The sequence below is a fragment of the Euzebyales bacterium genome (assembly GCA_035461305.1).
Taxonomy (GTDB): domain Bacteria; phylum Actinomycetota; class Nitriliruptoria; order Euzebyales; family JAHELV01; genus JAHELV01.
This window is the reverse complement of the sequence record DATHVN010000036.1, coordinates 14,280-41,241: the sequence shown is the minus strand read 5'-3', so window position 1 is coordinate 41,241 and position 26,962 is coordinate 14,280. Positions and strand designations below refer to the sequence as shown.

Here is a 26,962-nt window from a genome sequence, read left to right as displayed (position 1 = left end):
CGCTAGTTTGCGGGCTCCGCGGCACTGGCCGCGCCTGGCGCGTCGACCTCGGCCAGGATCGCGTCGACCGTCGGGGTCACACGCTCGTACAACGGCTTGGGGTACAGGCCGATGCCGACGATCACGACGATCAGCGGCACCATCACGACCTTCTCGCGCACGGTCAGGTCGGTCATGCCGACGGCGCGCCCCTCGACTGGACCGTGGAACATGCGCTGGTAGGCCCACAACAGGTAGAGGGCGGCGAAGATCACGCCGAACGCGGCGAGCACCGCCGCCCACGGTGTGGTCTGGAACGCACCGATCAGGATCGGGAACTCTCCGACGAACCCGTTGAGGCCGGGCAGCGCGAGTGACGAGAGTGCGACGACCAGGAACAGCCCGCCGAACACGGGCGTGGCCTTGGCCAGTCCCGAGTAGTCGGCGATCCTGCGGGAGTGGGTTCGCTCGTACATGAACCCGATCAGGATGAACAGCGCACCTGTCGACAGCCCGTGGTTGACCATCTGCACGACGCTGCCCGACGTGCTTTGCGCATTCAGCGCGAACACGCCCAGCACGACGAAGCCCATGTGTGCGACCGACGAGTAGGCGACCAGCTTCTTGATGTCGGGCTGGACCATGGCGACCAGCGCGCCGTACAGCACGCCGACGACGGCCAGACCCATGATCGTCGGCGCCAGGCTCTGCGTGGCGTCGGGGAAGTACGGGAGCGAGAAGCGGATGATCCCGTACCCGCCGATCTTCAGCAGGATCGCCGCCAGGTCGACAGAGCCGATCGTCGGCGCCTCGGTGTGGGCGTCAGGGAGCCACGTGTGGAACGGGAACAGTGGCACCTTGATCGCGAACGCGATGAAGAATGCCAGGAACAGCCAGATCTGCTCGGTGTCGGTGAGCGCGAGCCCGCGCAGCGCCTGGTAGTCGAACGTGCTGGCGCCGCCCTTGAAGTACAGGTACAGGATCGCGACAAGCATCAGCAGCCCGCCGATCAGCGTGTACAGGAAGAACTTGACCGCCGCGTACCGGCGGTTCTCACCGCCCCACACGCCGATCAGCGCGTACATCGGCACCAACATGGCCTCGAAGAACACGTAGAACAGGATCAGGTCCAGCGCGGTGAACACGCCGATCACGGCGGTCTCCAGCGCCAGCACCGCGATGTAGAAGGCCTTGGTGCGCTCGCTGACGTGTCCCCAGGTGGCCAGCACGGCCACCGGGATGATGAACGTCGACAGCATGACCAGCGGCCAGGTGATGCCGTCGACGCCGACCTGGTAGTTGACACCCCACGCGGGGATCCACGGGACCTTCTCCACCAGCTGGAAGCCCGGCTCGCCCACCTCGAAGGCGGGGAACAGGGCGAGCGACAGCACGAAGACGATGACCGTTGCCGCCAACGTGACGATGCGGATGGCCTCGGCACGGTGCGCGGGGATCACCGCCACCACGAGCGCGGCCACCGCGGGCAGCCAGATCAGCGTCGAGAGCAACGGAAGGTCAGCCAAGACCAGCTCCAGGCAGAGTCATGAGCGTGCGTCAGCACGATATCGCCCGAAGGCGGTGACCGCGAAGCAGCCAGCGCGACGCGGGCGTCGCGCTGTCGTCGGGCGCATGTGAGACTCTCGGGTGTGCACGACCTCGTGATCGTCGGTGCAGGGCCCGCGGGGTCGGCTGCTGCGCTGGCGGCCAGGGCGGCGCGACCCGACAGCTCCGTCCTGCTGCTCGACCGCGCCCGTTTCCCCCGCGACAAGGCATGCGGCGACGCGGTCGGCCCGCACGCGGTCCGGGTGCTCGATGCCCTCGGCGCGACGTCCGCGCTGGCCGGCTACCCACGGGTGTCGCGGTTCGAGCTGTCGGACGGCCAGGTCGTCGTCCGCGCGGTGCTGCATGATGCCACGCACACCGTGCCACGGCGGGTGTTCGACGACCGCCTCCGCTCCGCGGCGGTCACCGCTGGTGCGTGCGTCTCGCGCCACCACGTCCGACGGCTGGAACGGCGCGGTGGGCACGTGGTCCTGGACGGCACGTTCGCTGCGCGTGCGGTCGTCGCCGCGGACGGCGCGAACTCGCGGATCCGCCGCCTGCTGGGGCACGGCCGCAATCCCGAGCGGGCGGTCGCGGTCGCGATGCGCGGCTACGCGGCGGTCGGCGGCGCGCTCGATCAGCGGATCGTGATCGACGACGCGCATTGGCCCGCGTACGGGTGGTCGTTCGCGATCGGCGACGGGACGGCCAACGTCGGATGGGGAACGACGGTCGCCGCATTGCGCCGGTCGCCGTCCGATGGGCCTCTGCGCAGGACGCTCGAGCGGCGCGTGGCGGCCGTTGCCGGCGGTCCGGTCCGCGACCTCCGGGCCCATCACCTCGCGCTCTCGACGTGGCGGCCGCCGCTCTTCGACGGGCGTGTGCTGCTGGCCGGCGACGCTGCGTCGTTGATCAACCCCTTGTCCGGTGAGGGCATCTTCTACGCCCTGCTGTCCGGCGCGCTCGCCGGACGCGCCGCCGTCGCGGCCGCGGCCCCCGGTCCCAGCTACGCGCGGCAGCTCGGGCGCCGGCTGGGATGGCACCTGCGGCACACACGGGTGGCGTCGGCGCTGCTCGACGTTCGGGCGGTGCGCCGCGCGGGGGTGCGCGCTGCCGCCGCGTCCCGGGCGTTCAACGACCTGACCGAGCTGGCGCTCGGCGACGGCCGCATCACCCCGACCCTCGTTGGTGCGCTTGCCGCCGAGCTCGTGCGTCGGCGGTGACGGTCGACACAGCGACCAGGGTGGTGTGGCGAACGTCGGGTGGGGAGGTCAGGTGGCGTCGTCGGGGACCAGCCACAGGGTGGTCAGCGGCGGGACGAACACCTGCGCGGACGCCGTCATCCCATGCCACGGCTCGTCGGTGGCCTCGATGACGCCCATGTTGCCGAGGTTGCCGCCGCCGTAGCTCTCGGCGTCGGTGTTGAGACGCTCACGCCACCGCCCGGCCTGTGGCATGCCGAACCGCTGGTCGTCGCGGGGGACCGGTGACAGGTTCACGATGCACACCAGCGACTGCCCGTCAGCGCTGTAGCGCACGAACGACAGCAGGTTGGCGTCGGCGTTGTTGGCGTCGATCCAGCGGAACCCCTCGGGATCGTGGTCGCGCTCCCACAGCGACGGCAGCTCCCGGTAAGCGTGGTTCAGATCGCCGACGAGGTGGCGCAGCCCACGGTGATCGGCCTCTGCAAGCAGGTCCCAGTCGAGTGGCCGGTCCTCGCTCCACTCCCGCCACTGGCCGAACTCACCGCCCATGAACAGCAGCTGCTTGCCGGGGTGGGCCCACATGTAGCCGTACAGCGCCCGCAGGTTCGCGAACTGCTGCCAACGGTCGCCCGGCATCTTGTCGAGCAGGCTGCGCTTGCCGTGCACGACCTCGTCGTGCGACAGCGGCAGCACGTAGTTCTCGCTCCAGGCGTACAGCAGGCCGAACGTCAGCTCGTTGTGGTGGAAGCGCCGGTGGATCGGGTCGCGGGAGAAGTACGACAGGGTGTCGTGCATCCACCCCATGTTCCACTTGAAGCCGAAGCCCAGGCCGCCGAGGTGCACCGGGCGCGACACGCCCGGCCACGCGGTCGACTCCTCGGCGATCAGCAGTGCGCCGGGGTTGCGGCCGTAGACCGTGGTCGCGGTCTGCTTGAGGAATTCGATCGCCTCGAGGTTCTCGTTGCCTCCGTACGCGTTGGGGACCCACTCGCCCTCCTCGCGCGAGTAGTCCAGGTACAGCATCGACGCGACCGCGTCGACCCGCAGGCCGTCGACGTGCAGCTCCTCGAGCCAGTACAGCGCGCTGGCCAGCAGGAAGTTGCGGACCTCGTTGCGACCGAAGTTGTAGACCAGCGTGCCCCAGTCGGGATGCTCGCCCTGGCGTGGGTCGGCGTGCTCGTACAGAGCGGTGCCGTCGAAGCGGGCCAGCGCCCACTCGTCTTTGGGGAAGTGCGCGGGGACCCAGTCCACGATCACCCCGACGCCCCGCTGGTGCAGGTGGTTGATGAGGTAGCGGAAGTCGTCGGGGGAGCCGAAGCGCGACGTCGGCGCGAACTGCCCGGTGACCTGGTAGCCCCACGAACCTGCGAACGGGTGCTCGGCGACGGGGAGCATCTCGACGTGGGTGAAGCCAAGCTCGTCGGCGTGGTCCGCCAGCTGGTGGGCCAGCTCGCGGTACGTCAGTGGCCGGCCGTCGTCGTGGCGCCACGAGCCGAGGTGCACCTCGTAGATCGACAGCGGCTGCTCGTGCCACTGCTGCTCGGGTCGGCTGGTCATCCAGTCGCCGTCCTGCCACTCGTGGGTTGACACGAAGACGCGGCTGGCGTTGTCCGGCGGCGTCTGGGTGTGGAAGGCGAACGGGTCGGCGTGCAGCGTCAGGTCCCCGTCGGCGCGCAGGACCTCGTACTTGTAGATCGTGCCGTCACCCACGTCGGGGACGAACAGCTCCCAGATCCCGGTGCCGAGCACGCGCATTGGGTGCCGCCGGCCGTCCCAGTCGTTGAAGTTCCCGACCACGCGCACTGACTGCGCGTTGGGTGCCCATACGGCGAACGCCGTGCCCTCGACGCCGTCGATCGTCGCGACCTGCGCGCCGAGCCGGCGCCACAGCTCCTCGTGCCGGCCCTCACCGGCCAGGTGCAGATCGGTGTCGCCGAGCGTCGGCCAGAACGCGTACGGGTCCCGTGCCATGAACTCGACGCCCTCGTGACTGCGCATGCGCAGCCGGTAGCCGTCGGCGGTCAGCTTGGCGGGCACGAGCGCCTCGAACAGGCCGCCGTCGGCGGTCCGTTTGGCCGTGACGGACCGCTCGGTCCCGGCCTCCCGCTGGCCGTCGCCCGTCGTCGCGCCCTCGCCCCAGACCACCTCGACCTCGGCGACGTCCGGGCGCAGGACACGCACGACGGTGCCGTCGCGGTGCTCGTGCAGGCCGAGCACGCGGTGCGGGTTCGTGTGGGTGCCCCGGAGCAGCGCGTCGACGTCATCACGTCCGGCGTGCCATGCGGTGGATGCCATCTGTCGTCCTCTCGTCGGACTGACCGTTCCCTGCGCGTCGGGGATCACACGGTCCAGGATCCGCTGGACACCTCCGGCCGGGATGGCGAGCCAGTCGGGCCGGTAGGCCCGTTCGTAGGCGATCTCGTAGACCGCCTTGTGCAGTTCGAACAGTGCGAGCATGGCCGGGTCGACCCGTGTCGCGGCGGCGGCCTCATATCCCGCCAGGTAGCTGTCGCGTGCGGCGTCCCGCCACGCCTCGAGCGGCGCCGGCAGCCCGGCGGTACCGGGTGCGTCGGACGCCGCGTCCTGTGTCGCAGACACCGGTGCCGCGAATTCTCCCGCCGCCGCGGCGTAGTCGAACGAGCGCAGCATCCCGGCGATGTCCCTCGCCGGTGGGCCAGGGGCGCGGCGCTGCTCGACGGGCGCGGCGGGCTCACCTTCGAAGTCGAGCAGCTTCCAGCCGTCCGGGCTGGCGAGCACCTGGCCCAGGTGCAGATCACCGTGGATGCGCGACACCACACCGGCGTCGTCGATCTGATCGGCGGCGGCGTCGACCGCGCCGTGCAGGGCTGCTGTGTCGACGCCCTCGATCGGCCGCTCCCCGAGGACCCAGTCGACCTGCTGGTGGACCTCGGCAACCCAGCCCTCCACATCGTCGCGGGTCGCGGCTCGGCTGGGCAGTGCGCGCGCGAGGTCGGCGTGGACGCGCGAGGTCGCGGCGCCGAGCTCGCCGAGCGCACGGATCAGGTCGCGGTCGCCGGGTGGCGTGGCGTCGTAGACCAGTGCCTCCGAGGCATCGGCGACCGCGAGGCGCCAGGCGTCCCGACCGCGCGCGACGAACGTGCTGACGACGCCCAGCGGTGTGTCATCGGCTTCGCGGCGCAGTGTCAGCGCCCCGATCTGCGCGGGGACGTCGGCGCTGTCGACCCTGGTCAGGGCGGCGGTCAGCTCGATGTCGGGGTTGACTCCGGTGTCGAGCCGCCGGAACAGCTTGAGCACGGCGCTGCCGCCGAACACGACGCTGGTGTTGGACTGCTCGACCCCGAGGGGCCGGCCGTCAGCCGGCACATGGGTCGCGGCGCACGGCAGCCCCTCGATCACCCCGCCGCGCTCGGTTGGGATCCGGCCGCCGCCCGCGGCGAGGCGAGCGAGCTCGCCGAGCACGACGGGGTCCGCGGTCGCGTCGGTCCATGCGCTCCCCTCCACTGTCACCGTTGGTGTTCCGGCGTGCGCGGCGTCGTCGGTGTCGACGAGCACCAGCTGGTACAGCTCCGGCGCATCCCGCTCGTAGCGCACCTCGGCCAGCAGCCAGCGCGCCAGCGACAGCAGGGTCGCGCTGTCGACGACCGTGACCGTGTCGACGGTGCGGTCCTTGCCCTGGAACCAGCGCTGGCCCTGCAGCCACGCTGCCAGCGGTTGCGCGCCGGCCGTCACCGCGCGTCGCTCCAGGACGGATGCTGGTCCGGGGCGATGCGGAACCAGTAGAAGCCGTGCGGCCCGAGCGTCAGCAGGTAGGGCAGCTCACCGATCCGGGGGAACCAGGTTCCGCCGAGCATCTCGACTGGGTTGTGGCCGGCGAAGCGCGACAGGTCCAGCTCGACATACTGCGCGTTGCCCGACATGTTGGCAACCACGAGCACGGTATCGTCGAAGGTCGAGCGCAGGAACGCGAGCACCCGGGCGTTCGAAGGGTGCAGCGCTTCGAAGTCGCCAGCGCCGAACACCGGGTGCCGCTTGCGGATGTGGATCATCGAGCGCACCCACTGCAGCAGCGAGTTCGGGTCGCGCCGCTGTGCCTCGACGTTGAGCGCCTGATAGCTGTAGACCTGGTCCATGACCGGCGGCAGGTACAGCTCGGCGAACTCCGCCCGCGAGAACCCCGCGTTGCGGTCGATGCTCCACTGCATCGGGGTGCGCACGCCGTCACGGTCACCCAGGAAGATGTTGTCGCCCATGCCGAGCTCGTCGCCGTAGTACATCACCGGTGAGCCCGGCAGGCTGAAGAGCAGCGCGTGGAACAGCTCGATCAGGCGGCGGTCGTTCTCGAGCAGCGTCGCCAGGCGGCGGCGGATCCCGGTGTTGGACACCATCCTGGGATCGGTCGCATACTCGGCGTACAAGTAGTCGCGTTCCTCGTCGGTGACCATCTCGAGCGTCAGCTCGTCGTGGTTGCGCAGGAAGATGCCCCACTGGCAGTTGTCGGGGATCTCTGGTGTCGCCTCCAGGATCTCGACGATCGGCAGCGCCTCCTCCTTGCGCGCGGCCATGAACATGCGCGGCATCACCGGGAAGTGGAACGCCATGTGGCACTCGTCACCGTCACCGAAGTAGTCCACGACGTCGTCGGGCCACTGGTTGGCCTCGGCCAGCAGCAGGCGGTTGTCGTACTCGTCGTCGACCACCTTGCGCACCCGCCGCAGGAACTCGTGGGTCTCGGGCAGGTTCTCGCAGTCGGTGCCGTCACGCTCGAACAGGTAGGGGACCGCGTCCATGCGGTAGCCGTCGAGGCCCCGGTCCATCCAGAAGCGCACGACGTCGAGCATCGCGTCGGCGACCTCGGGGTTGGCGTAGTTCAGGTCGGGCTGGTGATTGAAGAAGCGGTGCCAGTAGTACTGGCCAGCGACAGGATCCCAGGTCCAGTTCGTTGTCTCGGTGTCGTGGAAGATGATGCGGGCGTCCGGGTACCGCTCGTTGTCGTCGCTCCACACGTACCAGTCGCGCTTGGCCGAACCCGGCTGGCGCGACTCGACGAACCACGGGTGCCGGTCCGACGTGTGGTTCATGACCAGGTCCGCGATGACGCGCATGCCTTGCGCGTGGGCGCCCTCAATGACGGCTTCGAGGTCCTCGACCGTGCCGTACTCCGGCAGGACCGTGTAGAAGTCTGAGATGTCGTAGCCGCCGTCGCGCAGCGGGGACTCGAAGAACGGCAGCAGCCAGATGCAGTCCACGCCGAGCCATTGCACGTAGTCGAGCTTCTCCAGCAGCCCCCGCAGGTCCCCGGTGCCGTTGTTGTCCGAGTCGTGGAATCCGCGGATCAGCACCTCGTAGAAGATCGCGTGCTTGAACCACTGACGATCGTCGGTCAGGACCACGGATTGCGCCCCTTCTCTCGCGGCCTGTGGGGTCGGGTGGGGCTACAGCGCACGCAGCGCGAACACGTGCGCAGGTTCGTGAGACGGGTCTAGACGGACGTAGTTCGCGGGTCCGTGCCAGATGTGTGATGTCTCGGTCAGCAGGTCGTAGGCCTCGAACGGTCCGGCGTGCTCGAGCCCCAGCTGCCACATGTCGAGCCAGGTCGTCGCGTCCCGCGGCTCGAACGGGTTGAGGTTGACGACGACGAGCACCGCGTCGCTGCGGTCGGCTCCGACCTTGGAGTAGCACAGCATCTCATCGTTGTCGATGTGATGGAACCACACGTTGCGCAGCCGCCGGAACGCGACGAACGACCGCCGGATCGAGTTGATCCGCGTGATGTAGGGCGCGAGGCTGTGCGGCTGGTCCCAGTCCCGGGGACGGTAGGCGTACTTCTCGGACCGCAGGTATTCCTCGCTGCCCTCCTGCAGCGGGGTGTTCTCGACGAGCTCGTACCCCGAGTACATCCCCCATGACGGCGACAGCAGCGCCGCCAGCACCACGCGGACCTTGAACGCGGGCCGACCGCCGTGCTGCAGGTACTCGTGCAGGATGTCGGGTGTGTTCGGCCAGAAGTTCGGCCGGTAATAGTCGGCCATCTCGCCGTGTGCGAGCTCGGTGACGTAGTCGATCAGCTCGTGCTTGTAGTTGCGCCACGTGAAGTACGTGTAGCTCTGGCTGAAGCCGAGCTTGGCCAGCGTCTGCATCATCTTCGGTCGCGTGAACGCCTCGGCGAGGAACAGCACGTCGGCGTGTTCGGCGTGGATCTCGGCGATCAACCACTCCCAGAACGGCAGCGCCTTGGTGTGCGGGTTGTCGACGCGGAAGATCTTGACGTCGTGGCCGATCCAGAACTCGACCACGCGCTTGAGCTCCGCGGTCAGTCCGTCGATGTCGGGCGTGTCGAAGTCGATCGGATAGATGTCGTGGTACTTCTTGGGCGGGTTCTCGGCGTAGGCGATCGACCCGTCGGCGCGGTGGCGGAACCAGTCCGGGTGCTCGGTGACCCACGGGTGGTCCGGTGAGCACTGGATCGCGAAGTCAAGCGCGACCTCCATGCCGTTGGCGCGCGTCTCGGCCACGAAGGCGTCGAAGTCCTCGATGGTGCCCAGATCGGGGTGCACCGACATGTGCCCACCATCGGCGTTGCCGATCGCCCACGGCACCCCTGGCGCGTCGGGGCTGGGATCCAGGTCGTGCGGGCCGCCCGTGCCCTTGCGGTTGGTGGTGCCGATGGGGTGGATCGGCGGGAGGTAGACGACGTCGAAGCCCATTCCCGCGATCGCCGGCAGGCGCTTGGCGGCGTCGGCGAAGGTGCCGCTGGTCGTCTCGGTCGCGCCGTACGAGCGGGGGAACAGCTCGTACCAGGTGCTGAACCTGCCGCGCTCGCGATCAACCCACAGCGGGAGGTCGGGCCTGGAGATCGTCCGGTCCAGCCGCTCCGGATGGCGGTCCAGCAGCGCCAGCAGGTCCTCGTCGGCTGCCGCCGCCAGCTTGCGGGCCGGCCCGACGTCGCCACGCATGACCTCGATGGCCTCTGTCAGCACCTCCTTCGCGGCGCGCGGCAGCCGCTCCAGCCGTCGCTCCAGCAGGAGGGCGCCGTCGGCGAACCCGAGCTCGACGTCGCTGGTCTCGGCTTCGACCTTCCGGCGGATCCCACGCAGCCACGACCGGTAGTGGTCGGTCCACGCCATGACGGCGTACCGCCACGGCCCGACGGCGTCAACCGGGAACGCCCCGTACCAGCGGTCGTTGACGTCCTCCCGCATCGGAGCCTCGCGCCAGCGCGTGTCGTCGGGGCCGCGGAAGCGGATGCACGCGGCCAGGAGGTCGTGAGCCTCGCGGAGGATGTCGGCGCGGACGATGACGTCGTCTCCGAGGACGGCCTTGACGGCGTAGCGGCCTGCATCGACCGTGGGCGTGATGCTCGAGATGACGACTCGGTTCTTCACTGGTCCTCCACGTGGGCTACGTCATCGCGTGTCGGGCTCCGCGCTCCGTTCGGCCAGGGACGAAGGCCGCCAGCGAGCAGCACCCTGTCAGTGGTGTTACCCGATCCGGCGGGCAGCCTACGCGCGCTCGCCGCCGGATTTCTTCGTGGGGCCTGGTTCCACGAACGACTGGTGGACCGGCTTCGCCGGACTGGGATCGTGGGGCCTGGTTCCACGAACGACTGGTGGACCGGCTTCGCCGGACTGGGATCGTGGGGCCTGTTTCCGGAGCCGGGTCGTTTGGCTGGCGTTCGAGTCGCAGGGTGCTGGAGAGATGCGGATGCAGGAGCGGAGCCGGCCGACCGCGGCGGCTAGGCTGCGACGTCGCCACGTCGCACCCGGACCCCGTCGGCGGGCGCCCGGTGCGGCGTGGACCCTCGATCACCACATGATGAAGGCAACGGCCCGTGATCGAAGCGTTGCGCACGTTCCAGGTGCGACCGTCCCTGCCAGCCGAGCTGCAGCCGTTGCACCAGCTCGCGACGAACCTGCGCTGGGTATGGGACCACCAGACCCGGGAGCTCGTCCGCTGGGCCGATCCGACGCTGTGGGAGGCGACCGGCAACCCTGTGGCCCTGCTGGGCGCGCTGGAGCCGGCGCGCATCTCGGGGCTGGCCGCCGACCGCGCGTTCGTCGCCGCGCTCATGCGTCAGCACAGCGACCTCGCGGCGTATCTGCAGGGTCCGCGGTGGGCCACCAGCGACGACCGGACGCTGCCGGTCGTGGCCTACTTCTCGCCCGAGTTCGGGCTGACCCACGTGCTGCTGACCTACTCGGGTGGCCTCGGCGTCCTGGCGGGTGACCACCTCAAGGCGGCGAGCGACGCCCCGGACTCCCAATGGTCGCCGTCGGCCTGCTGTACCGCCATGGCTACTTCAACCAGTATCTCGACGCCGACGGCTGGCAACGTGAGCGCTATCCGGATCTCAACCCGCACTCCCTGCCGCTGCGCCGCCTCGAGATCGACGGCGAGCCGGCGACCGTGTCGGTGGACCTCGCCGGCGCGCAGGTCGCGTGCCAGATCTGGAAGGCCGACGTCGGTCGCGTGCCGCTGCTGCTGCTCGACACGGACCACCCGCGCAACGCGCAGGCCGACCGCGAGGTCACGGATCGGCTCTACGGCGGCGACACCGAACACCGCCTGCGCCAGGAGCTGGTGCTGGGCATCGGCGGGGTGCGGGCGCTGCGCCCGGCGATCGCGATGGGCGAGGTGCCGGCCACGCCCGAGCTGTTCCACTCCAACGAGGGCCACGCGGGGTTCCTGCAGTTGGAACGTGTCCGGAGCCTGATCAACGATGACGGGCTGTCGTTCGACGAGGCGGTCGAGGCCGCCCGCGCCGGCGTGCTGTTCACCACCCACACGCCGGTGCCGGCGGGCATCGACAAGTTTCCGGCCGACCTGATGCGCCGGTACCTGCCGGACGTCGCGGCGTCGTGCGGCGTAAGTCGACCGCGTCCTCGCCCTGGGCCAGCACACGCCCGGCCCGCACGAGCCGTTCAACGTGGCCGTGCTCGGCCTGCGGCTGTCAGCGCTTGCCAACGGCGTGTCCCAGCTGCACGCGCGGGTCTCGCGCCGGACGTTCTCCGCGCTGTGGCCCGACCTGCCCGAGGAGGAGACTCCGATCACGTCGGTGACCAACGGTGTCCACGCCTTGACGTGGATCGGTCTCGAGATGGCCGACCTGTACGAGCGCCACCTCGCGCCGGACTGGCCGGACAACCCGCTGGCCTGGGACCGCGTCGACGAGATCACCGACGACGCTTGTGGCGGGCTCGCGAGCGGGCCCGCGAGCGCATGCTCGGACGTGTGCGCAGCGCCGTGCGCGCCCAGGTGCAGCGGCGTGGCGAGCGGGCGACCGCGCTCGAGTGGACCGATGACATCGGCGACCCGGCGCGCTGACGATCGGCTTCGCCCGCCGATTCGCGGAGTACAAGCGCGGCGCCCTGCTGCTGCGCCACCCCGAGCGTCTGCGCCGGCTACTGCTCGCGACTGACCGTCCAGTGCAGTTCTTCGTGTTCGCCGGCAAGGCCCATCCCCGGGACGACCTCGGCAAGGACCTGATCCGCCAGCTCATCCACTTCAGCGCCGACCCGGACCTGCGCACACGCCTGGTGTTCGTCGAGGACTACGACATCGGCATCGCGCGTTCCCTGTACTCCGGCGTGGACGTGTGGCTCAACACGCCGCGCCGCCCCCACGAGGCGTATGGCACGTCGGGTCAGAAAGCCGTGCTCAACGGCGCGCTGCATTGCCCGACGCTGGACGGCCGGTGGGCGAGATGTACGACGGCGACAACGGCTTCGCCATCGGCAGCGACGACGACCTCGGAGACGTCGGCCAGCAGGACGCGGCCGACGTGCAGTCCCTGTTCGACGTGATCGAGCACGTCATGGTCCCGATGTTCTACGACCGTTCGACCGGTCCGCTGCCGCGCCGGTGGCTGGCACGGGTGCGCCGGTCGCTGCGGACGCTCGGGCCGCGGGTGCTGGCGTCGCGGATGGTGCGCGAGTACGTGACCGACCTGTACGTACCGCTCGCCGACCGGGCACGCGCGCTGGCTGCCGACGACCATGCCCGCGCAAGGGCGCTGTCGGCGTGGCGGGAGCGCATCGACGGGTCCTGGTCGGGTGTCCGCGTCGTCAGCGTAACCGCCGATGACTCCGTGACGGCGGTCGGCGCGAGGCGTGACGTACGGGCCGAGGTTGACCTCGGGGCGTTGCGCGCCGATGACGTGCGTGTCGAGGTCGTGCACGGGGCGGTCGACGCCGACGGCCGGATCACCGGTGTGCTGATCGAGCCCATGACACTCGACGGCGGGCACAGCGGAGCCGCCCGCTACCACGCACGCTTCCGCTGCGCCCGGTCGGGGGAGTTCGGCTTCACGGTGCGCATCGTGCCGTTGCACGCTGACCTGTTGTCGGTGGCCGACACCGGCCGCGCGGTGTGGCCGACGACCGACGCCGCCACCGTGGAGCACCAGCCCCCCTCCTGACCCCGACGGTGCGCTACCTCCGTGCCAACTCGCACGCCGAACTCCGCTCACCAACCCGAGGTTCGCTGTACGACCTTCGGGGTGCGGACTGCGGGGCGGGGGCGGGTTCGGCGTATGCGCGATGTTTGGGCCACGTTCGACGTGTTGCCCCCCCGACGTGTCGCCCACACCGCGGGTCCGCCGTGGCGTCGCGCACACGCAGAAGCGCACCGCCGCGGCGGGCCCGAGCCGAAGAGCCCGCCGCGGTCGGTGCGATGGTGCTGACCGCGGTACGTGGCGCATGCGCCACGGCGAGGGTGGGCGACCAGCACGGAGGCAACACTAGAAGTGCTTCGTGGCTCCCACGTTTGCAGCCGATTTCCGGCACGTTAACGCTTGCCGGGTGGATGCGGACCATCCGCTGGACGCACACGCCGCCAGACGGCATCGTGTGCAGCAGCGACGCCGTCGGAGAGGTGACCATGGTCAAGCACGTCAGTTCGATCGTCGCGGGTGCGCGCCACGGCTCCACGAGCACCTTGCGCACGAACGTCAACCCGGCCCGACTCGAGGAGGTCGTCGCGGAGGTCGACCTGGGTGATGCCGACACGTTGGTGGCCGCGTGCGAGGCGGCGCGCGCGGCCCAGCTCGACTGGGCCGCGACCCCGGCGCCGCGCCGCGGGCGGGTGGTCCAGCAGATCGGCCGGATCGTCGAGGCCAACAAGGAGGAGCTGGCCCGTCTGGTGACCGACGAGATAGGCAAGCCCTACGCGGAGGCGCTGGGCGAGGTCCAGGAGATCATCGACACCTGCGACTTCTTCCTGGGCGAGGGTCGCCGTCCGTACGGGCAGACCGTGCCCAGCGAGATGCGTGACAAGCAGCTGTTCACGTACCGCATGCCGGTTGGTGTCGCCGCCATCATCACGGCCGGCAACTTCCCCGTCGCAGTGCCCTCGTGGTACCTGGTCCCGGCGCTGCTGTGCGGCAACACCGTCGTCTGGAAGCCGGCCGAGTACGCCGCCGCCGCCGGGCACGCGCTGTTCGAGCTGTTCTCCCACGGCGGCCTGCCCGACGGCGTGCTGAACCTGGTGCTGGCCGAGGGCAAGGACACGTTCGCCGGCCTCGAGCGGGCCCTGGACACGGGCCTGGTCGACAAGGTCGGGTTCACCGGGTCAACCGAGGTGGGCCGTGAGATCGGCGCGCTGTGCGGGCGCCACCTCCAACAGCCGTGCCTCGAGCTGGGTGGCAAGAACCCGATGGTCGTGCTCGCCGACGCCGACATGGACCTGGCCGTCGAGGGCGCGCTGTTCAGCGGGTTCGGCACGGCCGGCCAGCGCTGCACGTCGCTGGGCACCGCGATCGTCGCGTCGGAGGCCCACGACCAGTTCGTCGAGCGGTTCACCGCGGCGACCGCGCGGGCCGTGATCGGCGATCCGCGTGAGGATGTGCTGTACGGTCCGATGCTCGATGCCCGGTTCGCGGAGCGCTTTGAGGGCTGGCTCGACCTGATCCGTGATCACCACGAGGTCAGCGGGTCCACCGGCGTCGGCCGCATCACGGCCGACAACCCCCGTGAGGGCTTCCTCGGCGACGCGGACGGCGGCATCTTCTACCACCCGACCATCGTCACGGGCGTGCGACCCGATGACGAGTTGTACCGCTTCGAGACGTTCGGTCCGCTGGTCGGCGTGATGCCGTGCGACGGGCTCGATGAGGCCATCGAGCTTTCGAACGGGCACGGCTACGGATTGTCGAGCGCGATCTACACGACCGATCCCCGCAGCGTGTTCCGCTTCCGCGAGAGCGTCTCGGCCGGCATGCTCAGCGTCAACAACTCGACGTCGGGCGCCGAAGCGCATCTTCCCTTCGGCGGCAACGGAAGGTCGGGCAACGGCAGCCGCCTGTCAGGTCAGTGGGTGCTCGACCAGTTCACCCGGTGGCAGTCGGTCAACTGGGACTACGCCGGCAAGCTGCAGAAAGCGCAGATGGACATCGAGGACGTCCCGGCCGACCTCGGCTTCCGTCTGGAGCGCTGAGCGGCGGGCTCCGGGGATCCGCGACCGGGAGCGGGGCCGCCGCACACGTCGGCGTGTCACTGCGACGCGGCGGAGTCCCCGACCCGGTCGCGGGTGACGCCGTTGCCCGCGCCGTTGGTGGGAGCGTTCTGCGTGCCGACCGTCGTCGACCGCGGGCGCAGCTCCGGGTACGTGATCCGCGGGTGGTACACGTAGCACAACGACTCGATGAACGACTCCCGGACCGTCCGCAGCTCGCGGAACGTGATGTTGGCCTCCTCGAGCTGACCGTCCTCGACGCGGTCGTCGATCAGGCCGGTGACGATGCCCGCGATCGCTTCGCGGGTCAGGTTGCGGTCCGCCAACGCCGCCGCGCGCGTCGCGCCCTCGCAGCAGTCAGCCAGCATCAGGATCGCCATCTCCTTGGACGCCGGCTTCTTGCCGTCGTAGCGGTAGGGGCGCTCGTCGACGGTGGTGCCCTCCGGTGCGGCGTTTGCGGCCTTGCGGAAGAAGTAGCCGACCAGCGTCGTGCCGTGGTGGGTGCGGACGCCCTCGACGATCTCGGCGGGCATGCGGTAGCTGCGGGCGATCTGGATGCCGTCGGTGACGTGCTCCTTGATGATGCGCGCCGACACCTCAGGCTCGAGGTTCTCGTGCGGGTTGTCGATGCCGAACTGGTTCTCGACGAAGAAGTAGGGCCGCTGGACCTTGCCGATGTCGTGGTAGAGCGCGGCGACGCTCACCAGGAGGCTGTCAGCATCGACGGCGCGGGCGGCGCGCTCGGTCATCTTCGACACCTCGACCGAGTGGTTGTAGCTGCCGAGCGCCTTCTGCTCCAGCTCGCGCAGCAGGGGGTGGTTGCGATCGGCGAGGTCCAACAGGCTCGTCGCCGTGAGCACGCCGAACACCGATTCGAGGAACGGCAGAGTGGCGTTGACGATGACCGCCGACAGGATCCCGGCGCCCAGGCCGGCGAGCGTCGCGTAGCCGACCTCGACGGGCTCGTCGAACACCGCGGCCAGCACACCGGCGAACGCGCCGTAGGCCAGCGTGGAATGCCAGGCGGCCCGGCGCAGGGCGCCCCGGGCGGACAGCCGTGAGACCAGCGGGACGCTGGCCAGGCAGCTCAACGCCGCGAACGCCGTCAGGCCCGGCCGCGCCGGCGCCATGAACGACACGATCGTGGTGATCGGGATCGTCATCAGGACGCCGACCGGTGGGTCGAACAGGATCGTCGTCAGCATCACGAACGCACCCGCCGGCAGTAGGTAGACGAGTGGCCCGGTGCCGGACGTCAGCAGCACGACCGCCTGCAGGGTGAGTGCGAACAGCGTGACCAGCACCGCCAGCAGCAGCACCAGGCGGGCCGTCGCCCACGTCTCCCGCCGGTACGCACGAAGGTAGAACCCGAGGCTGCCGGCGATCGCCGCGGTCAGCGCCAGGGCGCGTCCGGCGGTCAGCCACGGATCGGCGCCCTCGAGCCCGCGGGCCTGCAGCGCGGACATCTGGACCTCGGTGACGATGTCGCCGACCTGCACGACCGGGGCACCCGGAGCGAAGCTCTTCTCCAGCGGGGCGACCGCCGCCGCCGCCGCCTCGCGCTGCGCCGCCGTCGCCTCCTCGTCCACACGGACCGTGGGCTCCAGCGCTTCGACGAGGATCGGCTTCACCGCGGTCTGCCCGACGTCGTCCGGGAAGCTACGGACCGCGAGCAGGCTGTCGATCCGGTCGACGGTCTGCTCGATCTCACCTTCGGTGAAGTCACGCTGTGCGAGGTCCTGGGCCAGCTCGACGGCCTGGGCGCGAGCGATGACCAGCTCCTCGTCGTCGAGCTCGACCAGCGCGCGGATGGGCGACGGGCCGAGCTCCAGCTGCTCGACGAGGCTGGCGACCTGCTCGTCTGCGCTCAGGACCTGCTTGTCGTCGCCGCTGCCGGGCTCCCGCGCCTTCTCGATCCTCGCGAAGGTGTCGTCGACGTTCTGGACGATGGCGGCCCGCGCCTCGTTGTCGGGCACCAGGACGGGTTCAACGCTCTCCGCCGCGTTGCGGCGCTCACGCTCCGTGGTCTCGGGGTCCTGCACGCGGATCGGGTCCGGTGCGAGCACCGTGCGTGGGGACCGCTCGCCGACCCGGATGGGTGCCTCCTGCCAGAACGCCGAGATCGACAGGATCGCCGGGATGCCGATGAACACGAGCACCGCCGCGAGTGCCCGTTGTGCCCAGTCGGATCCGGCTAATGGTGCCACTGGCACGTACCCTTCGTCGCGATCGCGATGATCGCACCGTCCGTGCGAGTCTTGTAGATGTCCGCTGCCCAGTCTGCCTCATCGGCATCCGAGTTGTTCGTCAACCGATCCCGAGTCCGACCATCATCGCGCGTGCCGTCAGGCCGAAGATCACGAGCCCGCCGACTCCGAACACCACGTGCGGATGGTACCGGCCCTCGCGCGCCCACTTGTGGGCGAAGAACAGGGTCAGTAGTGGGAACACGATCCCGTAGAGCGGGTGGAAGACGTAGTTGAACAGCGACCCGTCGCCGGGCCGTCCGCCGAGGACCAGCAACACGAGACCGATGACGAGCTGGACGACCAGCAGCACCTGCGCGACCGACACGGCGCGCCAGAACGTGGGCGTCTCGTCATACCGCAGCATGCGCAGAGCGAACGACCAGCCGCTGACGATCGCCCACACCGAGACGAGGGCGAAGCCCATCCAGAAGTGGGGTGTCGTCAGATCCATGGGCCAGCAGCCTATAGTCGCGCGTGCCGGCCGCGTGCTCGGGTGACGACGCATCTGACTAGGCTGCTCACGTGCTCGCTGCCAATCGACTGACCAGAGCGCACGGCTCCCACGTCGTGCTCCGCGACCTGGACCTCCAGGTGATCCCTGGCATGCGCGTGGGCGTCATCGGAGCCAACGGGTCGGGCAAGACGACCCTGCTCGAGCTGCTCGCCGGCGACGAGGCGCCCGACGCCGGGACGGTCACACGCGCCGGTGGCGTGACCGTCGGCCACGCGCGGCAGGACGTCACGGTCATTCGTGACCGTCGCGTGCTCGACGCGGTCCTCGATGCCGCGGCCGATGTCGTCGAGGGGGAGCGCGACCTGCGCGACCTCGAGCACCGCATCGCCGCATCGGCGGACGACGAGCGGGAGGTGCTGCTGCGGCGCTACGGCACACTGCAGGACCGGTTCGCCATCGCGGCCGGCTACAGCGTCGAGGCCCGCGCCCGCAAGGTGCTCGCGGGGCTCGGCTTCGAAGACGATGCGATGTCGGCCGACATCGCCACGCTGTCGGGCGGGTGGATGATGCGCGTGGCGCTGGCACGACTGCTGCTGCGAACCCCCGACGTGCTGCTCCTCGACGAGCCCACCAACCACCTCGACTTCGCGGCCGCCGACTGGCTCGCCGGGTACGTCGCCGGCTACCGCGGTGCCGTGGTCGCCGTCAGCCACGACCGCTGGTTCCTCGACGAGATCGCCACGCACATCCTTGAGCTCGACGGCGCCGGTGGGTGGCGGTTCCGAAGCGGCATGTACAGCATCTGGGTGGAGGAGCGCGACGCCGAGCGCTCCAGGATCGAGGCGGCCGCTGCGACGCAGGCCAGGCAGATCGCCCAGACCGAGGCGTTCATCGAACGGTTCCGTGCGAAGGCCACGAAGGCGCGGCAGGTACAGAGCCGTGTCAAGGCGCTGGAGAAGCTCGAGCGGGTGGAGGTCAGGCGACCGACCGGACTGCGCGTGAAGCTGTCGCTGCCGACGCCGCCCAGGTCCGGGCGTGACGTCGTTGTGCTCGACGGCGTCCGCAAGGCCTACAGCGACACGACGGTGTTCGACGGGCTCGACCTGGTCGTGGAACGGGGGCGGACGATCGCGGTCCTCGGGCCCAACGGTGCCGGAAAGTCCACGCTGTTGCGCATCGTCGCCGGCGTCGAGGATCCGGACGGCGGCACGTGCCGGCTAGGTCACAACGTCACGGCCGCATACGTCGCGCAGCACCACGCCGACGCGCTGGACCTCGACCGCACCGTCCTGGCCGAGCTCGACTCGGTGTTGCACGACCGCGCGACCAACCCGCGTTCGGTGCTCGGCGCGTTCGGCTTCCCCGGCGACGCGGTCGAGAAGCGAGTCGGCCAGTGCAGCGGCGGAGAACGTGCGCGTCTGGCGCTCGCGAAGCTCGTGGTCGGGCCGGCGAACCTGCTGTGCCTCGACGAGCCCACCAACCACCTCGACCTGGCAAGCCGGGAGCTGCTGACCTCCGCCCTCGACGCCTACGCCGGGACGGTGCTGCTCGTCACCCACGATCGGGCGCTGATCCGGGAGGTCGCCGACGGCATCTGCGCCGTCGGCGGCGGCACGGCGGCGCTGTCCGAGGACGACCTCGACGCCCACCTCGCGGGGCAGCGCGACGACGGCGCCGACGACACGACAGTCGCGCCGTCGGCCTCGGAGCGCCGTCCGGTCGACCGTAGGCAGCAGCGCCGCGACGCGGCGGAGCAGCGGCGGCGTACCCAGGGGCTGCGCGACGAGCTGGCCCGCGCCGAGGCGGAGCTCGAGCAGGTCGAGCAGCGGCTCGCCGAGCTCGAGGCCGCGCTCTCCGACCCGACGACTTACGAGGACCCCGAGGCGGGTCGGGAGCTGACCATGGAGCACGCCGTCGTCTCCGACCGTGTCGCGGGCGCGGAGCGCCGCTGGGAGAATCTCGTCGTGCAGGTCGACGACGCCTCGTGACCCGATCGCTCTGGGGACGTTGCGGCGGCTCGGTGTTGGGGCGCGTCCCCAGATGGTGGGCGTGTCGTGGTGTGGGGACGTTGCGGCGGCTCGGTGTTGGGGCGCGTCCCCAGATGGTGGGCGTGTCGTGGTGTGGGGACGTTGCGGCGGCTCGGTGTTGGGGCGCGTCTCCAGATGGTGGGCGTGTCGTGGTGTGGGACGTTGCGGCGGCTCGGTGTTGGGGCGCGTCCCCAGGAGCGGTGGGTGCGGTGCTCCGCCGGGGACCGGCGCGGCTAGCGTTGACCGTGACGTGAGCACCAGATCACACGCGGTCCCAGCGGTCGGCGCCCGGGAGGCGCCAGCGTGAGCGCGCGCCTCGGCGGTGGCCGGGGGCTGATGCCCAACACCGGCCTCGTGCGCCGGGGGCTGGACGGCCAGCTCGACCGTAAGCTTCCGAAGGGCCTCGTCGGGCGGGTCTGGCGCGAGTTTGCGCGGCCGCACCGCGACAAGCTCGTGGCCCTGATTCTCACCATCGTCATCGCCTCGGCGCTCGTCGTCGCCCCGCCATGGCTGATCAAGCAGATCGTCGACGCGTTGAGCCAGGTGCAGGGTGGGGTGGTGCCGCCAGGCGCGGCCCGCACGGTGACGCTCAACGCGCTCGGCCTGGTGGCGCTGGCGCTACTGACGGTCGCATTCTCGATCGCCCAGCGCTACTACTCGGCGTGGCTGGGGGAGCAGCTGATCGCCGACATGCGCAAGCGTGCCTACGAGCACGTGCAGCGGATGCCTGTGGCGTTCTTCACGCGGACCCAGACCGGCGCGCTGATCAGCCGGCTCAACAACGACGTGATCGGCGCGCAGCGCGCGCTGACGGGCACGTTCGGCACGCTGACGGCCAATGCGGTGCAGGTCGCCGTGGCGCTGACCTCGATGTTCGTGCTCGAGTGGCGCCTGACGCTGCTGGTCCTGTCGGTGCTGCCGGTGTTCGTGTTCGCCGCCCGGTTCGCGGGTCGGAGGCTTCAGGCGCTGACTCGCGAGTCGATGCAGCTCAACGCCGACATGAACACGCTCATGACCGAGCGCTTCAACGTCGCCGGCGCGACGCTGGTCAAGCTGTTCGGGCGGTACGACCGCGAGAGCGAGCGCTTCGGCGACAGCGCGGTCCGGGTCGCTGACGTTGGTGTGCGCAGCGCTGTCGTCGGACGGCTGTTCTTCGCGACCATGTCGCTTGTCGGTGCGCTGGGCACCGCAGCGGTCTACCTGGTCGGTGGCCGGTTCGTGCTGTCCGGCAGCATGTCGGTCGGCGACGTGGTCGCCTTCGCCGCCCTGGTGGTCACCGCCTACTCGCCGCTGGCGGCGCTGAGCAACGCGCCGGTCGACGTACTGACGGCGCTTATCAGCTTCGACCGCGTCTTCGAGATCCTCGACCTGCCGCATCCGATCGCCGACCGGCCCGACGCCGTGGACCTGCGCGACCCCCGAGGTGCGGTGACCTTCGACCACGTCCGGTTCGCCTACCCGTCCGCCGCCGACAGCTCGCTCGCCTCGCTGGAGGCGGGCTGGGGCCAGGTGCTCGACACCGAGCCCGGCCCCGAGGTGCTCCACGACGTGAGTTTCACCGCCCGGCCGGGGCAGACGGTCGCGCTCGTCGGTCCGTCGGGCGCGGGCAAGACCACGCTGACGGCGCTCGTACCGCGGCTGTACGACGTGACCGGCGGGGTGGTCCGCATCGACGGCCACGACGTGCGCGACCTGACGTTGTCTTCGCTGCGGGCCGCCGTCGGGGTCGTCAGCCAGGACCCACACCTGTTCCATGACTCCGTCCGCGTCAACCTGCGCTACGCCGCCCCGGACGCCACCGATGCCGAGATCGAGGCCGCGTGCCGGGCCGCGCAGATCCACGACGTGATCGCCGCCCTGCCCGACGGCTACGAGACGGTCGTCGGTGAGCGCGGCTACCGCCTGTCGGGCGGCGAGAAGCAGCGGGTGTCGATCGCGCGCGTGCTGCTCAAGGACCCGGCGGTCATCGTGCTCGACGAGGCCACGGCGCACCTCGACAGTGAGTCGGAGGCCGCAGTCCAGAAGGCGTTGCGCACGGCCCTTGCCGGGCGGACGTCCCTCGTGATCGCCCACCGGCTCTCGACGATCATCAGCGCGGACCTGATCCTCGTGGTCGGCAACGGGCGGGTCATCCAGCAGGGCACACACGCCGAGCTCGTGCGGACCGAGGGCCTGTACGCCGACCTGTACCGCACGCAGTTCGCGGGCGCGGACGCGTAGCTGCGGGCGCCGGTGAGGCGTCCCACGTCGGGAAGGTCCCGCATCGGCAGGGAGGTCGGTCGCGCTCCGGCGGCACCGCGCGCTCACGCATCTCCAGGTCGGGCGCGCTGTCGAGGTCGGAGTCGATACACTGCGTGCTCGAGCGACGGTGCCGGCGTGCGACGCGAACAGCAGCGCATGAGCACCGTCGCTTTGCTTTCGGACGCTGGACGGGCCGGGACAGGGGAACCATGATCTTTGACAGCGTTGGCCGCGGAACCGATGCGGCCGGACTGCGCTACGACCCGAAGGCCGAGCGCGATGCCTGCGGCATCGGCTTCGTCGCCGACGCCGAGGGACGCGCGTCGCGTGCGATCGTCGATGCTGCGCTCGACGGGCTCTGTGGCGTGCGGCACCGCGGTGCGGTGGCGTCCGACAGCCGCACCGGCGACGGCGCCGGCGTGCTGCTGCCCGTGCCCCGGGCGTTCATGGCGGCGCAGGCGGCCAGCCTGGGAGCGGCGGTCGACCCTGCCGCCGTCGGCGTGGCCATGTGCTTCCTCGATGGACACGACCACCAACGGGGCAGCGACGCACGCCGCCAGGCGCGCGGGGCGGTCGAGGAGGCACTCGCCGCCTACGGCCTCGCCTTCCTGGCCTGGCGCACCGTGCCGACGGCGCCGGAGGCGCTGGGCGACAAGGCCCGTGCAGCGATGCCCGCCATCGAGCAGGCGCTGTTCGCCGCCGGCGGCGCCGCCGACGCTGAACGCGCGGCCTACGTGGCCCGCCGCCGCGCCGAGCGCCGGTGCGCTGCGGCGGGCGTGTCGGCCTACTTCGCGTCGTTCGGCTTCGCGACGGTCACCTACAAGGCGCTCAGCGCCGCGGACCAGCTCGCCGCGTTCTACCCGGACCTCGTTGACGACGCGTTCCTCGCGCCGTACGTCATGTTCCACCAGCGCTACTCGACCAACACGCTGCCCACCTGGGACCGTGCGCAGCCGTTCCGCCTGCTGTGCCACAACGGCGAGATCAACACGATCGACGGCAACGTCAACCTGATGCGCGCTCGCACCGGCAACCTCGGCGCCGACTGGCCGGAGCTCGGTGCGCAGGGCGAGGCGGCGCTCGAGCCGCTGATCGACGAGTCCGCCTCCGACTCGGCCAAGCTCGACTCGGCGCTGGAGCTTCTGCTGCGTGGCGGCCGCTCGGTCGACCACGCCATGGCGATGCTGGCGCCGCAGGTCTGGGAGGGCAGCAGCGACCTGCCGCCCGCCGTCCGCGACTTCTACCGCTACCACGCGGCCCTGGTCGAGCCCTGGGACGGACCGGCGGGCGTGGTCTTCGCCGACGGTGCGCGGGTCGGAGCGTCGCTCGACCGCAACGGGCTGCGGCCGCTGCGGTACCTGCTGTGTGACGACGGCCTCATCGTGTGTGGCAGCGAAGTCGGCGCCGTGCGCACCGCCGGCCGTGGTGGGGTGCGGCGCGAGCGGCTCGGGCCTGGCGAGATGGTGCTGTTCGACCCGGAGGTCGGCGTCATCGAGAACGCCGCGCTCAAGCGCCGCCTCGCTGCACGCCGCCCGTACGGCGACTGGCTGCGCGAGCACCAGGTGAGCATCGACGGCGGTCAGCCCGTCGACCACGCGCCGGAGGACCTGCTGGCCCGTCAGGTGCAGGCGGGCTTCACCAAGGAGGAGCAGACCGCCGTGCTGCGCCCGCTGGCCAACGACGGCAAGGAACCGGTGTCATCGATGGGCGACGACACGCCGCTGGCCGTGCTCAGCGACCAGGCGCGGACGGTCTACCACTACCTCAAGCAGCGCTTCGCCCAGGTCACGAACCCGCCGATCGACCACCTGCGCGAGTGGAAGGTCATGAGCCTACGCACTCAGCTCGGGCCACGCGTGCCGATCCTGACCGAGGACCCGACCGCGGTCCGGCTGCTCGAGCTCGACGGGTTCGTGCTGTACCCGGACGGCCTGCGCCGCCTGCTGATGGAGCCGGACCTGCCGTTCGGCGTGGCGGGCCTCGACGCGACGTTCGCCGTCGCCGAGGGCGCCGACGGCCTGGCGGCGCGCCTCGACGCGCTGGCGGCCGAGGCCGTGTCGGCCGTCCGCTCGGGCGCTGCGCTGCTGGTCTGCAGCGACCGCAAGGCCGGACCGGAGCGAGCTGCGGTCCCGGCTCTGCTGGCGATCGGCGCCGTCCACCACGCGCTGGTCGACGCGCGCCTGCGCACGCACGCCAGCATCATCTGCGAGACCGACGACACCCGGGAGACCCACACGTTCGCGACGCTGCTGGGCTATGGCGCCGACGCGATCTGCCCGAGGCTGGCGCTCGAGACGATCACCGAGCTCGCCGATGCCGGCCGGCTCGGCCGGGACTCCGCGTCGGCGGGCGAGGCCCAGGAGGCCTACGTCAGTGCCATCTCCGACGGCGTGCTCAAGATCATGTCGAAGATGGGCATCTCGACGCTGGACTCGTACCGGTCGGCCCAGATCTTCGAGGCCGTCGGCCTGGGCCCCGACGTCATCGACCGCTGCCTGCGGGGCACGCCGTCGCAGGTCGGTGGCATCGGTCTGCGCGAGCTCGGCGAGGACGTCGTGGCCCGTCACGAGTTCGCCCACGCGCCGCGCGCGGCGCTTGCCAGCCCGGGCTTCTACAAGTTCAAGCGCGGCGGGGAGTACCACGCCAACAACCCGCAGATCATCGACGCGCTGCACCGGTCGATCGGCCTGGTGACGGACGACGGCGAGCCCGATCGGCCGCCCCGGGCCGACGCCGACACCGCCGAGCAGCGTGCGGCACACCTGCTGGCGGTGGCGGCGAACACGGGCCGCACGGCGCTGTACGACATGTACGCACGGATGGTCAACGATCGCCCGCCGACCGAGCCACGCGACCTCCTCGAGCCGGTCCCGGCCGAGACGCCGGTGGCGGTCGACGAGGTCGAGCCGGCCACCAGCATCGTCCAGCGGTTCTTCACCGGGGCCATGTCGCTCGGTGCGTTGTCGCCGGAGTCGCACGAGACGCTGGCGATCGCCATGAACCTCCTGGGCGCGTCGTCGAACACCGGTGAGGGTGGCGAGGATCCGCGGCGCTTCGACACACGTAGTGCTGCCCGCGACGCAAACTCGCGGGCGAAGCAGGTCGCATCCGGCCGGTTCGGCGTGACGCCCCGCTACCTGGCGTACGCCGACGAGCTCCAGATCAAGATGGCGCAGGGGTCGAAGCCGGGTGAGGGCGGCCACCTGCCGGGCCACAAGGTCTCCGATCTGATCGCCAGGCTGCGGCACACCCAGCCGGGTGTCAGCCTGATCTCGCCGCCGCCGCACCACGACATCTACTCGATCGAGGACCTCGCGCAACTGATCTTCGATCTCAAGCAGGTCAACCCCTTCGCCAGCGTCAGCGTCAAGCTGGTCGCGTCCAGCGGTGTCGGAGTCGTCGCGGCGGGGGTCGTCAAGGGCCTGGCCGACGCCGTCCAGATCGCCGGCAGCGACGGTGGCACGGGCGCCTCGCCGTTGTCGTCGATCAAGCATGCGGGGCTGCCTTGGGAGCTCGGCCTGGCCGAGACCCAGCAGACGCTCGTCGCCAATGGGCTGCGTGGCCGGGTTCGGGTGCAGGTCGACGGCGGCTTCAGGACCGGCCGTGACGTGGTGATCGCCGCGCTGCTGGGCGCCGACGAGTACGGCTTCGGCACGGCGGTGCTGCTGGCGGAGGGCTGCATCATGGCGCGCGCCTGCCATCGCGACACGTGCCCGGTCGGCGTCGCGACCCAGCGACGCGACCTGCGCGACAAGTACGTGGGCGCGCCCGAGACGGTCGCGACCTACCTGTTGTTCGTGGCCGAGGAGGTCAGGGCGGGGCTCGCCGCGCTCGGCGGGCGCTCGATCGACGAGGTCATCGGACGGACCGACCTGCTGCGCCCACGTGTGCTGGACCACGAGCGCGCGCGTACGCTCGACCTCGGTCCACTGCTGACACCGCCCGCACCCGGACCTCGTCACTACGAGGCGAGCCTGCCGATCCAGGCACCCCGCGACCGGCTCGGCGACGAGGTGTTCGACGCCGCGTTCCGCGCGCTGTGGTCGGGCACCGGTGAGGCGTTCGACTTCGAGATCCGCAACACCGACCGTGCTGTCGGTGCCCGCCTGGGCGGTGCGATCGGGCTCGAGTTCGGTGACCGGATGCCCGAGCAGCCGGTCACCGTGCGCTTCACCGGCGAGGCCGGCCAGAGCTTCGGCGCGTTCCTGGCACAGGGCGTCGAATTCGACCTGACCGGCGAGGCCAACGACTACGTCGGCAAGGGCATGGCAGGCGGCCGGATCGTCGTGCGCTCTCCCGGCGACGACCACGGCGACCCGGTGCTGGTCGGCAACACGGTGCTGTACGGCGCCACCGGAGGCGAGCTGTTCGTGGCCGGCCGTGCCGGCGAACGGTTCGCGGTGCGCAACTCAGGGGCGAACGCGATCGTCGAGGGTACCGGCGAGCACGCCTGCGAGTACATGACGGGCGGGGTGGTCGTGGTGCTCGGCGCCACGGGGTTCAACCTCGGTGCCGGTATGACCGGCGGCGTGTGCTACGTCCACGACCCGGCCGCGACGATCCTGGCGCGCATCAACACCCAGCTGGTCGAGGCGCGACGGCTCGAGGGCGGTGACCTCGACGACGTGCTGGCGCTGGTCACGACCCACGCCGACGTCACCGGATCACGGCGCGCACGTGCGCTGCTCGCTGACTGGGACCGGACCTCGCAGGGCTTCTGGCGCATCGCTCCCCGTGGCCGGCTGTCGCGGTTCGAGCGGAGCGACCGGGGTGTCGGGACGTCGGTGTAGGCCGCGACCGCCGATCGTGCGAGCGGTACTGCGCTCGCGGTGA

The 26,962-nt window shown here is 70.6% G+C and carries 14 protein-coding genes; 8 read left to right on the top strand and 6 right to left on the bottom strand.

Features of this window, described 5'->3' with window-relative positions; translation table 11 throughout:
* Positions 1–2: 2 nt before the first annotated feature.
* Positions 3–1,505, bottom strand: a complete 1,503-nt coding sequence (locus tag VK923_03105; GenBank protein ID HSJ43655.1) for an NADH-quinone oxidoreductase subunit M — start codon at positions 1,503–1,505, stop codon at positions 3–5.
* Positions 1,506–1,640: 135 nt separating this feature from the next.
* On the opposite strand from VK923_03105, the gene VK923_03100 reads away from it, so the two are divergent.
* A complete protein-coding gene (locus VK923_03100; GenBank protein HSJ43654.1) occupies positions 1,641–2,747 on the top strand; it encodes a geranylgeranyl reductase family protein in 1,107 nt (368 codons plus the stop codon).
* A 48-nt stretch (positions 2,748–2,795) separates the two neighbouring features.
* Here VK923_03100 and glgB read toward each other — a convergent pair whose 3' ends face one another.
* From glgB to VK923_03085, 3 genes are read right to left on the bottom strand one after another with little or no spacing between them, the layout of a single operon-like run.
* Positions 2,796–6,440 carry a 1,4-alpha-glucan branching protein GlgB gene (glgB, locus tag VK923_03095; GenBank protein HSJ43653.1) on the bottom strand — a complete coding sequence of 1,215 codons (3,645 nt, stop codon included), beginning with the start codon at positions 6,438–6,440 and terminating at the stop codon, positions 2,796–2,798.
* Entirely contained in the window at positions 6,437–8,101 is a 1,665-nt protein-coding gene (gene treS / locus VK923_03090; GenBank protein ID HSJ43652.1) for a maltose alpha-D-glucosyltransferase, read from the bottom strand. Before treS ends, glgB begins: the two co-directional genes overlap by 4 nt.
* Before the next feature lie 42 nt (positions 8,102–8,143).
* On the bottom strand, positions 8,144–10,093 hold the full coding sequence (locus VK923_03085; GenBank protein ID HSJ43651.1) for an alpha-1,4-glucan--maltose-1-phosphate maltosyltransferase: 1,950 nt from the start codon (positions 10,091–10,093) through the stop codon (positions 8,144–8,146).
* A gap of 877 nt (positions 10,094–10,970) precedes the next feature.
* On the opposite strand from VK923_03085, the gene glgP (VK923_03080) reads away from it, so the two are divergent.
* The 4 genes from glgP (VK923_03080) (at position 10,971) to VK923_03065 (ending at position 15,140) form a co-directional block, all read left to right on the top strand.
* Complete coding sequence (gene glgP / locus VK923_03080) at positions 10,971–12,032, top strand: alpha-glucan family phosphorylase (GenBank protein ID HSJ43650.1); 1,062 nt, start codon at positions 10,971–10,973, stop codon at positions 12,030–12,032.
* Positions 12,029–12,511: an alpha-glucan family phosphorylase gene (gene glgP, locus VK923_03075; protein ID HSJ43649.1), complete on the top strand. Its 483-nt coding sequence runs from the start codon at positions 12,029–12,031 to the stop codon at positions 12,509–12,511. Before glgP (VK923_03080) ends, glgP (VK923_03075) begins: the two co-directional genes overlap by 4 nt.
* A complete protein-coding gene (locus VK923_03070) occupies positions 12,403–13,125 on the top strand; it encodes a hypothetical protein (GenBank protein HSJ43648.1) in 723 nt (240 codons plus the stop codon). The genes glgP (VK923_03075) and VK923_03070 overlap by 109 nt, the downstream gene beginning before the upstream one ends.
* A gap of 461 nt (positions 13,126–13,586) precedes the next feature.
* Positions 13,587–15,140: an aldehyde dehydrogenase family protein gene (locus VK923_03065; protein HSJ43647.1), complete on the top strand. Its 1,554-nt coding sequence runs from the start codon at positions 13,587–13,589 to the stop codon at positions 15,138–15,140.
* A gap of 56 nt (positions 15,141–15,196) precedes the next feature.
* On the opposite strand, the gene VK923_03060 is transcribed toward VK923_03065, so the two are convergent.
* Both VK923_03060 and VK923_03055 read right to left on the bottom strand, forming a co-directional pair.
* Positions 15,197–17,365 carry an HDIG domain-containing protein gene (locus VK923_03060; protein HSJ43646.1) on the bottom strand — a complete coding sequence of 723 codons (2,169 nt, stop codon included), beginning with the start codon at positions 17,363–17,365 and terminating at the stop codon, positions 15,197–15,199.
* A gap of 100 nt (positions 17,366–17,465) precedes the next feature.
* Positions 17,466–17,858 (bottom strand): hypothetical protein, encoded by a 393-nt coding sequence (locus VK923_03055; GenBank protein ID HSJ43645.1) that lies wholly within the window; start codon positions 17,856–17,858, stop codon positions 17,466–17,468.
* 71 nt (positions 17,859–17,929) lie between these two features.
* On the opposite strand from VK923_03055, the gene VK923_03050 reads away from it, so the two are divergent.
* The 3 genes from VK923_03050 (at position 17,930) to VK923_03040 (ending at position 26,919) form a co-directional block, all read left to right on the top strand.
* Entirely contained in the window at positions 17,930–19,849 is a 1,920-nt protein-coding gene (locus VK923_03050) for an ABC-F family ATP-binding cassette domain-containing protein (GenBank protein HSJ43644.1), read from the top strand.
* Positions 19,850–20,191: 342 nt separating this feature from the next.
* Entirely contained in the window at positions 20,192–22,108 is a 1,917-nt protein-coding gene (locus VK923_03045; protein HSJ43643.1) for an ABC transporter ATP-binding protein, read from the top strand.
* Positions 22,109–22,338: 230 nt separating this feature from the next.
* Positions 22,339–26,919, top strand: coding sequence for a glutamate synthase-related protein (locus tag VK923_03040; GenBank protein ID HSJ43642.1), 4,581 nt, complete (start codon positions 22,339–22,341; stop codon positions 26,917–26,919).
* The last annotated feature ends 43 nt before the right edge of the window (positions 26,920–26,962 follow it).

Bases quoted from the DNA above. Each gene is read 5' to 3' on its own strand.
- VK923_03065 (HSJ43647.1), top strand. From the start codon at position 13,587: ATGGTCAAGCACGTCAGTTCGATCGTCGCGGGTGCGCGCCACGGCTCC.
- glgP (HSJ43650.1), top strand. From the start codon at position 10,971: ATGGTCGCCGTCGGCCTGCTGTACCGCCATGGCTACTTCAACCAGTAT.
- VK923_03055 (HSJ43645.1), bottom strand. From the start codon at position 17,858: ATGGATCTGACGACACCCCACTTCTGGATGGGCTTCGCCCTCGTCTCG.
- VK923_03040 (HSJ43642.1), top strand. From the start codon at position 22,339: ATGATCTTTGACAGCGTTGGCCGCGGAACCGATGCGGCCGGACTGCGC.